At 73.3% G+C, this 14,450-nt stretch carries 11 protein-coding genes; 10 read left to right on the forward strand and 1 reads right to left on the reverse strand.

All coding sequences use genetic code 11. The features are described 5' to 3' along the window. Nucleotides 1-131: 131 nt before the first annotated feature. From ACL02R_RS14575 to ACL02R_RS14590, 4 genes are all read left to right on the forward strand, one after another. A complete protein-coding gene (locus ACL02R_RS14575; RefSeq protein WP_412797314.1) occupies nt 132-2,063 on the forward strand; it encodes an IucA/IucC family protein in 1,932 nt (643 codons plus the stop codon). 25 nt (nt 2,064-2,088) lie between these two features. Further along, a complete protein-coding gene (locus ACL02R_RS14580; protein ID WP_412797424.1) occupies nt 2,089-2,676 on the forward strand; it encodes a GNAT family N-acetyltransferase in 588 nt (195 codons plus the stop codon). A gap of 36 nt (nt 2,677-2,712) precedes the next feature. Beyond that, entirely contained in the window at nt 2,713-4,476 is a 1,764-nt protein-coding gene (locus ACL02R_RS14585; protein WP_412797315.1) for an IucA/IucC family protein, read from the forward strand. Between the two features lie 87 nt (nt 4,477-4,563). Further along, nucleotides 4,564-6,561 (forward strand): ATP-dependent DNA helicase, encoded by a 1,998-nt coding sequence (locus ACL02R_RS14590; protein WP_412797316.1) that lies wholly within the window; start codon nt 4,564-4,566, stop codon nt 6,559-6,561. Between the two features lie 20 nt (nt 6,562-6,581). On the opposite strand, the gene lexA is transcribed toward ACL02R_RS14590, so the two are convergent. Then, nucleotides 6,582-7,343 carry a transcriptional repressor LexA gene (gene lexA / locus ACL02R_RS14595; RefSeq protein WP_362960556.1) on the reverse strand — a complete coding sequence of 254 codons (762 nt, stop codon included), beginning with the start codon at nt 7,341-7,343 and terminating at the stop codon, nt 6,582-6,584. A gap of 481 nt (nt 7,344-7,824) precedes the next feature. Between lexA and nrdR the strand changes: the two genes are divergently transcribed. From nrdR to ACL02R_RS14625, 6 genes are all read left to right on the forward strand, one after another. Next, entirely contained in the window at nt 7,825-8,331 is a 507-nt protein-coding gene (nrdR, locus tag ACL02R_RS14600; RefSeq protein WP_412797317.1) for a transcriptional regulator NrdR, read from the forward strand. A gap of 177 nt (nt 8,332-8,508) precedes the next feature. After that, nucleotides 8,509-11,409: a vitamin B12-dependent ribonucleotide reductase gene (locus tag ACL02R_RS14605; RefSeq protein ID WP_412797318.1), complete on the forward strand. Its 2,901-nt coding sequence runs from the start codon at nt 8,509-8,511 to the stop codon at nt 11,407-11,409. Nucleotides 11,410-11,557: 148 nt separating this feature from the next. Continuing rightward, nucleotides 11,558-12,343, forward strand: a complete 786-nt coding sequence (locus ACL02R_RS14610) for an SDR family oxidoreductase (RefSeq protein ID WP_412797425.1) — start codon at nt 11,558-11,560, stop codon at nt 12,341-12,343. A 34-nt stretch (nt 12,344-12,377) separates the two neighbouring features. Then, the gene (locus ACL02R_RS14615; protein ID WP_412797319.1) at nt 12,378-12,986 is read left to right on the forward strand and encodes a YdbC family protein; all 609 of its coding nucleotides are present in this window, start codon (nt 12,378-12,380) and stop codon (nt 12,984-12,986) included. A 44-nt stretch (nt 12,987-13,030) separates the two neighbouring features. After that, a complete protein-coding gene (locus ACL02R_RS14620; protein WP_412797320.1) occupies nt 13,031-13,696 on the forward strand; it encodes a histidine phosphatase family protein in 666 nt (221 codons plus the stop codon). A gap of 13 nt (nt 13,697-13,709) precedes the next feature. Then, nucleotides 13,710-14,414 (forward strand): ribonuclease HII, encoded by a 705-nt coding sequence (locus ACL02R_RS14625; protein WP_412797321.1) that lies wholly within the window; start codon nt 13,710-13,712, stop codon nt 14,412-14,414. Nucleotides 14,415-14,450: the final 36 nt, after the last annotated feature.

Raw genomic sequence — 14,450 nt, forward strand, 5'->3', positions numbered from 1 at the left:
GGCCGGGGCGGATGGCTGGTGGGGAAGCCTGAACGATCTTCGTTCCGGCCGTGATCAGGCGGGCGGACGGTCGTTGGTACGGATGGAGGACCCCCGCTGATACCACCGGTATGACAGACAAGGTGACAAGGATGAACCCACGCTCCCGTCCCGACAGCGTCCCGGGCCGTGAGCGCCGGGCGCTCCATCCCCGGTCGTCCCGGCCCAGGGAAGCCGCCGTGCCGCGCCAGTCCGGGCCCGGCGGCGCCCAGCCCGCCGCCGCGGGCGCCCCCCGGCCGTGGCCCACCGGCGCCGACCCGCTGGAGCACCCCGACCCGGCGCTCGCCGCCGACGCCGCCGCCGTCGAGAGCCTGCTGCGCTGCTGGGTGCGCGAGACCGCCGTGGAACGCCCGGCCGACGACGTCCTGCGGCTGCCGCTCACCGCATCCGGGGCCGTCCTGCGCGTACCGGTCCGCTACTGGTCGGCGACCGGGATGCACCGCTTCGGCCCGGCCGTCCTCGACACCGCGCCGCCGGGCGCCGCGTCCGCCGACGCCGTCACCGTCGCCGCCCTCCTCGGCCGCGAGGCCGCGTACGCGCTCGGCGGCGCGCGGGCGGCCGAGACGACGGACCTGGTCGGCCGCGTCGCCGACTCCGCCGCCCGCACCGCCGTCTTCCTCGCCGACCGGCGCGCCGCACCCGGACCGGCCGCGCACGGCGACCCGTTCCTTGAGGCCGAGCAGTCCATGCTCCTCGGGCACGCGCTCCACCCGACGCCCAAGAGCCGCGAGGGCCTGGCCGGGGACGACGCGCGTCGCTGCTCGCCGGAGCTGCGGGGCTCGTTCCGGCTGCACTGGTTCGCCGTGCACCGGTCGGTGCTCGCCGCCGACTCGGCGTGGACCGAACGGGGCGCGGCCGTCCGTGCCGAGGTCCTGGCCGCGCGGCTCGCCGCCGACGCCTTCAGCACGGCGCCGCCCGCCGACACCGTCCCGCTGCCGCTGCACCCCTGGCAGGCGCGCGAGATCGCGCACCGCCCGCCCGTCGCCGCCCTGCTGTCCGCCGGGCTGCTCCACGACCTCGGCGAGGGCGGCCCGCACTGGTACCCCACGTCGTCCGTGCGCACCGTCCACCGGCCCGGCGGGCCCGCGATGCTCAAGCTGTCGCTCGCCCTGCGCATCACCAACTCCCGCCGCGAGAACCTGCGCAAGGAGATGCACCGCGGCGTCGAGGTGCACCGGCTGCTCCGCTCCGGTCTCGCGCAGGAGTGGCACGCCGCCTTCCCCGACGGCGCGGGCTTCGACATCGTGCGCGACCCGGCGTGGCTCGCCGTGGACGACACGGACGGCAGGCCCGTTCCCGGGCTGGACACGCTGCTGCGCCACAACCCCTTCGGGGCGCGGGACGACGTGACGTGCCTGGCGGCCCTGACGGCGGCGCGGCCCTGGCCCGGCCGGCCCGAGACGCAGCTGCGCTCCCGGCTCGCGCGGATCGTCGACGCCCTGGCCGCGCGTACCGGGCGGGGGCGCCGCGCCGTCGCGGCGGAGTGGCTGCTGCGCTACCTGCGGGCCGTCGTCCGCCCGCTGCTGTGGCTGGACGCGCATGCCGGGATCGCCCTGGAGGCGCACCAGCAGAACACCCTGGTCGTGCTCGACGCGGACGGCTGGCCCGTGGGCGGCCGGTTCCGCGACAACCAGGGCTACTACTTCCGCGAGTCCCACCGCGAGGCGCTCCAGCGGCGGCTGCCCGGCATCGGCGCGCGTTCCGACACGTTCGTCACCGACCAGGTCACCGACGAGCGGTTCGCGTACTACCTCGGCGTCAACAACGTCCTCGGCCTTGTCGGCGCGCTGGGCGCCGAACGCCTGGCGGACGAGGCGCTGCTGCTGGCCGCCCTGCGCGGCTTCCTCACCGAGGAGGCACGGGGCGGGGCGGTCTCGCCGCTGGTCACGCACCTCCTCACGTCCCGCACGCTCCGCTGCAAGGCCAACCTCCTGACGCGACTGCACGGTCTGGACGAGCTGGTCGGGCCGGTGGACGGACAGTCCCATTACGTGACGCTGGACAACCCCCTGGCCGTCCTCTGAAGGAGCCGCCGTGTCCCACCCCGCCATACGCCCCGGCGGTGTCCCCGGCCGCGCTTCGGCGGAGGACATCGCCCGCTGGGCCCCGGCCGGTACGCCGGCCGGGGACTTCCGCCTGGTGCCTGTCAGGCCGGCGGCCGACCTGCCCCTGATCGCGGCATGGATGAACGACCCGGTGGTGGACGCGTTCTGGCAGCTCGCCGGACCCGAGGACCGCACCGCCACGCACATCGCCGCCCAGCTCGGCGGTGACGGCGACAGCGTCCCCTGCCTCGGGCTGCTGGACGGCACGCCCATGAGCTACTGGGAGGTCTACCGCGCCGACCTCGACCCGCTCGCCGCGCACTACGCCGCCCGCCCCCACGACATCGGGCTGCACCTGCTGATCGGCCCCGCGCGGTACCGCGGGCGCGGTCTCGGCACTGCTCTGCTGCGCGCCACCGCCGGGCTGGTCCTCGCGCACCGGCCGCGTTGTCCCCGGGTCGTCGCCGAACCCGACGTGCGCAACGCCGCCTCCGTCGCCGCCTTCCGCGCCGCCGGGTTCCGCCGGGCGGGCGAGATCGAACTGCCGGACAAACGCGCCGCGCTCATGATCCGGGACCGTCGTTCCCGGTGACCGTTCACCCGTCCCTGACCGAGGAGGACCAGCGGAATGCCACCGTCACCGACCCACCCCGAGCCCGGCGCCCGGTGGCGCCGCGCCGCCCGCGCGCTGCTCGCGAAGACGCTCGGCGAGTTCGCGTACGAGGGGATCATCGAGCCGCGGCCCGACGCCCCAGGCGCAGAAACGTACCGGCTGCCCGTCCCGGCAGGGCCCACGTACCGCTTCCGCGCCCGCCGCGGCGCGTACGGGCACTGGCGCATCGACCCGGACTCCATCGAACCGTCCGCCGACCCCCTGGAGTTCGTCGCCCAGGCGCACGACACCCTCCTCGGCATGCAGGGCGACACCACCGGCCACCTCCTGCGCGAACTGACCGCCACGCTCAGCGCCGACGTCCGGCTGGCCGCCGACGCGCCGACCGCCGCCGCCCTCGCCGACCTCGACCACACCGCGCTCGAAGGCCACCAGACCGGCCACCCCTGGCTCGTCGCCAGCAAGGGCCGCGTCGGCTTCTCCGCGTCCGACGCCGCCCGCTGGGCGCCCGAGGCCCGCGTGCCCGGCCCCCTGCCGTGGCTCGCCGTCCACCGCGACCTGGCCCGTTACCGGGGCGTGCCGGGCCTGGACACCCCCGAACTGCTCTACGCCGACGAACTGTCCGACGCCACCCGCGCCGCCTTCGCCGCCACCGTCGCCGACCGCGGACGCGACCCGGACCGCTACCTGTGGCTGCCCGTGCACCCCTGGCAGTGGGACGAGACCATCGCGCCGCTCTACGCCCCGCAGATCGCCGACGACGGGCTGATACCCCTGCCCACCGACGGCGACCTGCGGCTGCCGCAGCAGTCGATCCGCACGTTCCTCAACGTCAGCCGCCCGCACGCCCGTACGGTCAAGCTCCCGCTGTCCATCCTCAACACCCTCGTCTACCGCGGCCTGCCGACCCGGCGCACCGTCGCCGCGCCCGCCGTCACGGCCTGGGTGCACGGGCTGCGCGACGCCGACCCGTACCTCGCCGAGGAGACGCGCCCCGTCCTGCTGGGGGAGACCGCCTCCGTCTCCGTCGAGCACCCGCTGTACGACCGGCTGCCGACCGTGCCGTACCAGTACCGGGAACTGCTCGGCTGCATCTGGCGCGAGCCGATCGGCCCGTTCCTCACCCCGGGGGAACGGCCGCGCACGCTCGCCGCGCTGCTGTGGACCGACCCCGCGGGGCGGGCGCTCACCACCGAACTCGTCGCCCGCTCCGGACTGCCCGCGCGCGACTGGCTGCGCCACCTCTGCCACGCCCTGCTGCCGCCGCTGCTGCACTTCCTGTACCGCTACGGCACGGTCTTCTCGCCCCACGGGGAGAACGCCCTGGTGGTCTTCGACGAGGGGGAGGTGCCCGTGCGGCTGGCGGTCAAGGACTTCGTGGACGACGTGAACCTGAGCGCCGTCCCGCTGCCGGAGCTGGAGGGCGTGCCGGAGCCGGTGCGTGAGGTGCTGCTGACGGAGCCGCCCGCGTTCCTCACGCAGTTCATCCACTCCGGGCTCTTCGTGGGGGTCTTCCGCTATCTGGCGCCGCTCTGCGAGGAGCAGCTGGGCGTCCCCGAGGGGGAGTTCTGGTCACTCGTCCGGGCGGAAATCCTTGCCTACCAGGCGCGGTTCCCCGAGTTGAAGAACCGCTTCGAGACGTTCGACCTGCTGACGCCGCGCATCGACCGGCTCTGCCTGAACCGCAACCGGCTCCACCTCGACGGCTACCGTGACCGCGCCGAACGGCCGCACGCCGCCGTGCACGGCACCGTCGCCAACCCGCTGCACGCCCTCTGACAGGGCCGCCGCGCCCGTGCCACCCGGATGGCCGGAAGTGCTCGGGCGTCGGCGGCTGTCAGTGCCGCCGCGTAAGGTGACTGCCCTATGACTGCGACATCGGGGAAGCCCGCCCTCCGCGACCTGCTGCACGCCGCCGTGACCGCCGTCGGCGGCACGGAACGCCCAGGTCAGGTCGCCATGGCCGAGGCCGTCGCCGAGGCGATCGAAGGCGGCACACACCTGCTGGTCCAGGCCGGGACGGGCACCGGCAAGTCCCTCGGCTACCTGGTGCCGGCCATCGCCCAGGGCGACCGCGTCGTGATCGCCACGGCGACGCTCGCCCTCCAGCGGCAGCTGGTCGAACGGGACCTGCCCCGCACCGTCGAGGCGCTGCACCCGGTCCTGCGCCGCCGCCCCGAGTTCGCCACGCTCAAGGGCCGCTCGAACTACCTCTGCCTCCACCGCCTCCACGAGGGCGTCCCGCAGGACGAACAGGACGGGCTCTTCGACCAGTTCGAGGCCGTCCAGGCCGCGGGGCCGCCCAGCAGCAGGCTCGGCAAGGACCTGCTGCGACTGCGCGACTGGGCGGACGAGACGGAGAGCGGCGACCGCGACGAGCTGAGCCCCGGCGTCTCCGACCGCGCCTGGGCGCAGGTGTCCGTCTCGTCCCGCGAATGCCTCGGGGCGAGCCGCTGTGCGTACGGCGCGGAGTGCTTCGCCGAGGCCGCGCGCGAGCAGGCGAAGCTGGCCGAGGTCATCGTCACGAACCACGCGCTGCTCGCCATCGACGCGATCGAGGGCGCCCCTGTCCTGCCGGGGCACGACGTGCTGGTCGTGGACGAGGCGCACGAGCTGGTGTCCCGTGTCACGGGAGTGGCGACGGGGGAGCTGACGCCCGGCTCGGTCAACCGCGCGGTGCGCCGCGCCGCGAAGCTCGTGGACGAGAAGGTCGCGGACCAGCTCCAGACCGCGTCCGAGACGTTCGAGCGGCTGATGGAACTGGCGCTGCCCGGCCGCCTGGAGAAGCTTCCCGAGGACCTGGGGTACGCGCTGGCCGCCCTGCGCGACGCGTCCCGCGCGGTCATCTCGGCCCTCGGGAACACGCGGGACACCTCCGTGGCCGACGAGGACGCGGTGCGCAAGCAGGCGCTCGCCTCGATCGAGACCGTGCAGGACGTGGCGGAGCGGATCGTCCAGCAGTCGGAGTACGACGTCGTGTGGTGCGAGCGGCACGACCGGTACGGCGCGTCTCTGCGCGTCGCGCCGCTGTCCGTCTCGGGGCTGCTGCGGGACAAGCTCTTCACCGAGCGCTCGGTGGTCCTCACCTCGGCGACCCTCAAGCTGGGCGGCGACTTCAACGGCGTCGGGGCGTCGCTCGGCCTCGCCCCCGAGGGGCAGCACGGGGACGAGGCGCCGGAGTGGAAGGGCCTGGACGTCGGGTCGCCGTTCGACTACCGCAGGCAGGGCATCCTCTATGTCGCGGGGCACCTGTCGCCGCCCGGCCGGGACGCCGGACGCCCTGACATGCTGGACGAGCTGGCGGAGCTGGTCGAGGCGGCCGGCGGGCGGACGCTGGGCCTGTTCTCCTCGATGCGGGGCGCGCAGGCCGCCGCCGAGGAGATCCGGGGGCGGCTGGACGTGCCCGTGCTGCTCCAGGGCGAGGAGACGCTGGGCGAGCTGATCAGGAACTTCGCCGAGGACGAGCGGACCTGCCTGTTCGGCACGCTGTCCCTGTGGCAGGGCGTGGACGTGCCGGGCCCGAGCTGCCAGCTGGTGGTGATGGACCGCATCCCGTTCCCCCGGCCGGACGATCCGCTGGTCACCGCGCGGCAGAGGGCCGTGGAGGAGGCGGGGGGCAATGGCTTCATGGCCGTCGCGGCCACGCACGCGGCGCTGCTGATGGCCCAGGGCGCCGGGCGGCTGGTGCGGGCGACGGGGGACCGCGGGGTGGTCGCGGTCCTGGACCCGCGGCTCGCCAAGGCGAGGTACGGCAGCTTCCTGCGGGCCTCGATGCCGGACTTCTGGTACACGACGGACCGCAATCAGGTCCGGCGCTCCCTGGCGGCGATCGACGCGGCAGCCCGGGGCACCGCCGCGTCGTGAGGGACGGCGTGCGGGGGTGGTCAGACGCGGCGCATCACGGCGACGACCTTGCCGAGGATCGTCGCCTCGTCGCCGGGGATCGGCTGGTAGGCGGCGTTGTGCGGGAGCAGCCAGATCTGCCCGTCCTCGCGCTTGAAGCGCTTCACGGTCGCCTCGCCGTCCAGCATGGCGGCGACGATGTCGCCGTTCTCGGCGACGGGCTGGCGGCGGACGGTCACCCAGTCGCCGTCGCAGATCGCGGCCTCGATCATCGAGTCGCCGACGACCTTGAGGACGAACAGCTCGCCGTCGCCCACGAGCTGGCGGGGCAGCGGGAAGACGTCCTCGACGGACTCCTCGGCCAGGATCGGGCCACCGGCGGCGATCCGGCCGACGAGCGGCACGTAGGAGGCGGCGGGCTTGCCCGCGGTGTCGGCGGCCTGCGGCGCGGGCGTCTCGGCGCCGCGCACCTCGTAGGCGCGGGGGCGGTGGGGGTCGCGGCGCAGGAAGCCCTTGCGCTCCAGGGCCATCAGCTGGTGGGCGACGGAGGAGGTGCTCGACAGGCCGACGGCCTGGCCGATCTCCCGCATGGACGGGGGGTAGCCGCGGCGCTGCACGGAGTCGCGGATCACCTCGATGACCCGGCGCTGCCGGTCGGTGAGGCCGGAGCTGTCTGCCCTGATGCCGGGGGGGCGGCCGGGCATCGCGCGGGGGGGCGCGGTGAGCGGCGCGGCCACGGGACCGGCGGGCCTGTCCTGGCGGCGCTCGGCGGCGGTGATGGCGTCGTCTGCTGCGGTGGTCACTGTCGGCCCCTTCTCAGGCTGGTACTCCCTAGTCACACAACGGTAGTTGGTATCGAAAGGTTGCGCCAAACACACGTTCGAGTGAAAAATCGCTGATCAGTACACGTGATCAAGGATCTGGGTGTATTGCGATCACACAGTAACGGGGGGCCGGGTGCGAACGGTGACCACCCCCCGTGCGATAGCCTCCCGTGCGACGCCCTCCAGAGCGGGCCCCCGGCACGCCGCACCGTCCCGCGGTGACTGCGACACGCGCGACCGGCTGATGGCAGCCTAACCCTAGATCTAGTGGTTTGATGTCTCGCGGCTCCCCACAAATTGTGGTCCCCCTGCGCCACCCGCGCCACGGATCGCCTATGCTGGGAACCACTCGACGGGCGTGCCGAACGCCCGCCGGGGACGGCGCGGACGCGTACCCGCACACCGCGCCGGACACGCTGGGTAACCGATGTCGCGTCAGTCGCGAGAAGGGACGGAAACCGTGCACTGCCCCTTCTGCCGCCATCCCGACAGCCGTGTCGTGGACAGCAGGACGGCCGACGACGGCACCACGATCCGCCGCCGCCGCCAGTGCCCGACCTGCTCGCGGCGCTTCACCACGGTCGAGACGGCGTCGCTCATGGTGATCAAGCGCAGCGGTGTCACCGAGCCCTTCAGCAGGAACAAGGTCATCGCCGGCGTCCGGAAGGCGTGCCAGGGCAGGCCCGTCACCGAGGACGCCCTCGCCCAGCTCGGCCAGCGCGTCGAGGAGGCCGTGCGTGCCACGGGCAGCGCGGAGCTGTCCACGCACGACGTCGGACTCGCCATACTCGGCCCGCTCCGGGAACTCGACGTCGTCGCCTACCTGCGCTTCGCGTCGGTCTACCGCGCGTTCGACACGCTTGAGGACTTCGAGGCGGCCATCGTCGAACTGCGCGGACGCGAGCGACCACCCGCCGGCGCGGGCGAGGCGCCCGTGCCCGCCGGACGCCCGGCCCCGCCCGGCTGAGTTCCGGTTCCCCGTCCGTCCCGCCGCCCGCACCGGTGGCAAGGAGCGGGGCATGCCCTTCACCACCCACAAACTCGGCCGGGGCGCTCCCGCGCGCGCCGGCCGCCACCATCACAGACGCGCGGACCGGTCCGAGCCGGTGCGCAACAGGGCGTCATGCCCTCACAGGGAGGCGGAATGACTGAGACGGCGAGCGGCCCGGCACGAGGTTCCCGTGCCAGGGGCGGCAAGGGAGTCAAGGGTCTGCGGATCGAACGCGTCCACACCACCCCGGGGGTGCACCCGTACGACGAGGTGGTCTGGGAGCGTCGGGACGTCGTCATGACCAACTGGCGCGACGGCTCGATCAACTTCGAGCAGCGCGGCGTGGAGTTCCCCGACTTCTGGTCGGTGAACGCGGTCAACATCGTCACGAGCAAGTACTTCCGCGGCGCCCTGGGCACCCCGCAGCGCGAGACCGGCCTCAAGCAGCTGATCGACCGCGTCGTGCGCACGTACCGGGCGGCCGGTGAGGAGCACGGCTACTTCGCGGAGCCGGGCGACGCGGAGATCTTCGAGCACGAGCTGGCGTACGCCCTGCTGCACCAGATCTTCAGCTTCAACTCGCCGGTGTGGTTCAACGTCGGGACGACGCAGCCCCAGCAGGTCAGCGCCTGTTTCATCCTGTCCGTCGACGACTCGATGGAGTCGATCCTCGACTGGTACAAGGAAGAGGGCATGATCTTCAAGGGCGGCTCCGGAGCCGGCCTGAACCTCTCCCGCATCCGCTCCTCGAAGGAGCTGCTCACCTCGGGCGGCAACGCCTCGGGACCCGTGTCGTTCATGCGCGGCGCGGACGCCTCGGCCGGGACCATCAAGTCGGGCGGCGCCACCCGCCGCGCGGCCAAGATGGTCGTCCTCGACGTCGACCACCCCGACATCGAGGCGTTCATCGAGACGAAGGTCAAGGAGGAGGAGAAGATCCGCGCCCTGCGCGACGCGGGCTTCGACATGGACCTGGGCGGCGACGACATCACGTCCGTCCAGTACCAGAACGCCAACAACTCGGTCCGTGTCAACGACGAGTTCATGCGGGCCGTGGAGTCCGGCAGCCGGTTCGGGCTGCGGGCGCGCACCACCGGCGAGATCATCGAGGAGGTCGATGCGCGGGCGCTGTTCCGCAGGATGGCGGAGGCCGCCCACGCGTGCGCCGACCCGGGCATCCAGTACGACGACGTGATCAACCACTGGCACACGTCGCCGGAGAGCGGCCGGATCTCGGCCTCCAACCCGTGCAGCGAGTACATGCACCTGGACAACTCCTCGTGCAACCTCGCCTCCCTCAACCTGATGAAGTTCCTCCGGGACGACGGCGAGGGCAACCAGTCGTTCGACGCGGTGCGCTTCGCCAAGGTCGTCGAGCTGGTCATCACGGCGATGGACATCTCCATCTGCTTCGCCGACTTCCCGACGCAGAAGATCGGCGAGACGACCCGCGCGTTCCGCCAGCTCGGCATCGGCTACGCCAACCTCGGCGCCCTGCTGATGGCGACCGGCCACGCGTACGACTCGGACGGCGGGCGCGCGCTCGCCGGCGCGATCACCTCGCTGATGACGGGTACGTCCTACCGCAGGTCCGCCGAACTGGCGGCGGTCGTCGGCCCGTACGACGGCTACGCCCGCAACGCCGACGCCCACAACCGCGTCATGCGCCAGCACGCGGACGCCAACACCGCGGCCGCCCGCATGGACGACCTGGACACGCCGGTGTGGGCCGCCGCCACGGAGGCGTGGCAGGACGTCCTGCGGCTGGGCAAGAAGAACGGTTACCGCAACGCGCAGGCGTCCGTGCTGGCCCCGACCGGCACGATCGGCCTGATGATGGACTGCGACACGACCGGCGTGGAGCCTGACCTGGCCCTGGTGAAGTTCAAGAAGCTCGTGGGCGGCGGCTCCATGCAGATCGTGAACAACACCGTCCCCAAGGCGCTCAAGCGGCTCGGCTACCAGCCGGAGCAGGTCGAGGCGATCGTGGCGCACATCGCCGAGCACGGCAACGTGGTCGACGCCCCCGGCCTCAAGCAGGAGCACTACGAGGTCTTCGACTGCGCGATGGGGGAGCGGTCCATCGCCCCGATGGGCCACGTCCGCATGATGGCGGCGGCCCAGCCGTTCCTCAGCGGCGCGATCTCCAAGACGGTCAACATGCCGAGCACCAGCACGGCGGACGATGTCGCCCAGATCTACCTGGAGGGCTGGAAGCTCGGCGTCAAGGCGCTGGCCGTCTACGTCGAGAACAGCAAGGTCGGCCAGCCGCTGTCCGCCAAGAAGAAGGACGAGGCGAAGGCGGAGGAGCCCGCCGCCGTGGCCGCCGAGCCGGAGCGGGTCGTGGAGTACCGCCCGGTGCGCAAGCGGCTCCCGAAGGGGCGGCCCGGCATCACCACCTCGTTCGAGGTCGGCGGCGCCGAGGGCTACATGACGGCCAACTCGTACCCGGACGACGGCCTCGGCGAGGTCTTCCTGAAGATGTCCAAGCAGGGCTCGACCCTCGCGGGCATGATGGACGCGTTCTCGATCGCGGTCTCGGTCGGCCTCCAGTACGGCGTGCCGCTGGAGACGTACGTCTCGAAGTTCACCAACATGCGCTTCGAGCCGGCCGGTATGACGGACGACCCGGACGTGCGGATGGCGCAGTCGATCGTCGACTACATCTTCCGGCGGCTGGCGCTCGACTTCCTGCCGTTCGAGACGCGGTCGGCGCTCGGCATCCACACGGCGGCCGAGCGGCAGCGGCACCTGGACACGGGGTCGTACGAGCCGTCCGGCATGGACGAGGACGTGGACGTGGAGGGGCTGTCCCAGTCGGCGCCCGTGCAGAGCGAGCCGGTGCGCCCGGCGGCGTCCGCCGAGCCCACGGCGCCGCAGCCCGCCGTCGAGCGCCCCGCCCCGCGTGAGGCGCACAGCTCGACGGAGCTGCTGGAGATGCAGCTCGGCCTGAACGCCGACGCGCCGCTGTGCCTCTCCTGCGGCACCAAGATGCGCCGCGCGGGCAGCTGCTACCTCTGCGAGGGCTGCGGCTCCACCAGCGGGTGCAGCTGACGGCGTGCGCCGTCAGGGCGTGAACGCGTGACGAGGGCGGTGGGGCCGGTTCCGGCTCCGCCGCCCTCGGCGTGCGTGTGTCACCCCGGTGGGCGGTCCCGGGCTGCTGACCTGCCGGAACGGGCGCAGGCTGGTCCGTGTGAGCGACATGATCCTGGTCACCGGTGGCACCGGGGTGCTCGGCCGCGAGGTGGTGCGCAGGCTGGGCCACGGCGGGAGCGCCGTCCGCCTGCTCAGCCGCCGCCCCCGGCCGGCGGGGACGGACGCGGCGGTGGAGTGGCGCGTCGGCGACCTCGTGACGGGTGCGGGGCTGGACGAGGCGCTGGCGGACGCCGCCGCCGTGGTGCACTGCGCCACTTCCGGCGGGCGGCGTGACGTCGTCGCGACGGAGCGGCTGGTGGCGGCGGCCCGGCGCGCCCGTACGCCGCACTTCCTGTACGTCTCGATCGTCGGTGTCCAGCGGACGCCCTCCATCCCCTACTACCGGGCCAAGCTGGCGTGCGAGCGGGCCGTGCGCGGCAGTGGGCTGCCGTGGACGGTGCTGCGGGCCACGCAGTTCCACAGCCTGGTGGCCCGCGCCGTGCGGGCGCAGCGCCGTTCGCCCGTGGTGGTCACGGCGGGCGGGGGCGTGCGGCTCCAGCCGGTCGACGCGGGCGAGGTGGCGGAGCGGCTCGCGGAGCTGGCCCTGGGCGCGCCCGCCGGGCAGGCGCCGGACGTCGGGGGGCCCGAGATCCGCACGATGCTGGAGCTGACGCGCGAGGTCCTGGCGGCCGACGGCGAGCGGCGGCCGGTGCTGCCGCTGCGGCTGCCGGGGAAGGCGTTCCGGGCGCTGCGGGGCGGTGCGCTGCTCGCGCCGGGCCGGGCGGTGGGGCGGGTGACGTTCGAGGACTACCTCGCCGGTGCGCGTGCCGGAGGGGTCTCCGGACGCCCGTAGGCCCGCCCGGAGGCGATGGCCGTACGATGGCGCGGTGCTGGTCAAGTGGATGCGGTGCACCGTGACCGACCGGGTCGGGTTCGAGCGGGGGCAGCGGAAGTGGGCGGGGTTGCTCGGTGAGCCGGGGTTCCGGGCGCAGGGCGGTGGCTGGAGCAGGACGCGTGAGGGGGTCGTGCACCTCTTCGGCTTCTGGGAGAGCCGCGCGTTCTACGACTCGTTCATGGCGCGCTCGCACGACCGGCTGGCGCAGGCGCAGTCCGGTACGTACCAGGACATGCGGGTGCGGCTGTTCCAGTACCGCTTCGACGTGAAGACGGGCTTCGAGCCGCGTTTCGGCGAGGCGGACCTGCTGCGGGTGGCGCACTGCCAGGTGCACCGCGAGCGTGCCGAGCATTTCGCGCTGATGCAGGAGAAGGTGTGGAATCCGGCGATGGCCGGATCGCCCGGCATGCTGCGTGGGCTGTTCGCCGAGGCGGAGCCGGACAGTGAGTTCCTGGTCCTGTCGATGTGGAACTCGGCGGCCGAGCGCGCCAAGTACCGGACCGAGCGCGTCGAGCGGCTCGCGCTGCGCGCCCAGACCGGCGCCGATGTCGCGGCCATAGCCGGGGACGTCATCGACATGGAGCCGTCCTGGACCGTCTGAGCGGCGATGTGTCGCCTGCGGCCGGTTCGCATAGGCTGCATCCCATGGCACAGCCCCGGCGTATCGTCCTCCTGCGGCACGGAGAGTCGCAGGGGAACCACGACGATTCCGTGTACGCCCATGTCCCCGACCACGCGCTGGAACTGACGGCGAAGGGGCGGCAGCAGGCCGGGACGGCGGGGGAGCGGCTGCGCGAGGTCTTCGGCGACGAGCGGGTGTCCGCGTACGTGTCGCCCTACCGGCGCACGCATCAGACGTTCCAGCTGCTCGGTCTGGACCCCACCCGGGTGCGGGCGCGGGAGGAGCCGCGGCTTCGGGAACAGGACTGGGGCAACTGGCAGGACCGCGAGGACGTGCTGCGGCAGAAGCGGTCGCGGGACGCGTACGGCCACTTCTTCTACCGGTTCGCCCAGGGGGAGTCGGGCGCCGACGTGTACGACCGGGTCGGGGCGTTCCTGGAGAGCCTGTGGCGCAGCTTCGAGGAGCGGGACCACCCGCCCAACGTACTGCTGGTGACGCACGGCCTGACGATGCGCCTGTTCTGCATGCGCTGGCTGCACTGGACGGTCGCCGAGTTCGAGTCGCTGTCCAACCCGGGGAACGGCGAGACGCGTGAGCTGGTGCTCGGCCGGGACGGGCGCTACCACCTCGACCGGCCCTTCGAGCACTGGTACACACCCGAGCGGCCCTTCCAGGGCTGGTGCGCATAGAGTGGTCGCCGCCATGGCGTACGAACCTCCCACCCACCGCGTCGAACGGTCCCTCCGTGCCACCACCGGGGCCCGGGTCGTCGCCGGTGTGGACGAGGTGGGCCGCGGTGCCTGGGCCGGCCCGGTCACGGTGTGCGCCGCGGTCACGGGGCTGCGCAGGCCCCCGGAGGGGCTGACCGACTCGAAGCTGCTGACCCCCCTGCGCCGCACCGCGCTCGCCGGTGTCCTCACCGGCTGGGTGACCTCGTACGCGCTGGGGCACGCGTCGCCGCGGGAGATCGACGCCCTCGGCATGACGGCGGCGCTCCGGCTGGCCGCGTGCCGCGCCCTGGACGGGCTCCCGGAACGGCCGGACGCGGTGATCCTCGACGGCAAGCACGACTACCTCGGCGCGCCCTGGCGCGTGCGGACGGTCGTCAAGGGCGACCAGTCGTGCGTGGCGGTCGCCGCGGCCTCGGTCATCGCCAAGGTGCACCGTGATGCGATGATCGCCGAACTGGCGCCGGAGCACCCGCACTTCGGCTTCGACAGCAACGCGGGCTACCCCTCTCCCGTGCACCGTGCCGCCCTGGAGACGTACGGGCCGACGCCGCACCACCGCCTGTCCTGGTCGTACCTCGACGCCCTGCCGCGCTGGCGGCACCTCAGGCTGCCGTCGCACCGCGACGCGCTCGCGGCCGAGTCCCTGGAGGACGCGGGACAGCTCGGCATCTTCTGACCCCTTTCCCGTCCCAGGGGCGTCCGGCGGTGGTGC

The sequence above is a fragment of the Streptomyces sp. MS19 genome, from assembly GCF_047200595.1.
Classification (GTDB): domain Bacteria; phylum Actinomycetota; class Actinomycetes; order Streptomycetales; family Streptomycetaceae; genus Streptomyces.

Excerpts from the sequence above, each read along its gene's own strand:
- ACL02R_RS14575 (WP_412797314.1), top strand. The coding sequence starts at position 132 with ATGAACCCACGCTCCCGTCCCGACAGCGTCCCGGGCCGTGAGCGCCGG.
- ACL02R_RS14585 (WP_412797315.1), top strand. The coding sequence starts at position 2,713 with ATGCCACCGTCACCGACCCACCCCGAGCCCGGCGCCCGGTGGCGCCGC.
- ACL02R_RS14590 (WP_412797316.1), top strand. The coding sequence starts at position 4,564 with ATGACTGCGACATCGGGGAAGCCCGCCCTCCGCGACCTGCTGCACGCC.
- ACL02R_RS14605 (WP_412797318.1), top strand. The coding sequence starts at position 8,509 with ATGACTGAGACGGCGAGCGGCCCGGCACGAGGTTCCCGTGCCAGGGGC.
- ACL02R_RS14610 (WP_412797425.1), top strand. The coding sequence starts at position 11,558 with ATGATCCTGGTCACCGGTGGCACCGGGGTGCTCGGCCGCGAGGTGGTG.
- ACL02R_RS14620 (WP_412797320.1), top strand. The coding sequence starts at position 13,031 with ATGGCACAGCCCCGGCGTATCGTCCTCCTGCGGCACGGAGAGTCGCAG.
- ACL02R_RS14625 (WP_412797321.1), top strand. The coding sequence starts at position 13,710 with ATGGCGTACGAACCTCCCACCCACCGCGTCGAACGGTCCCTCCGTGCC.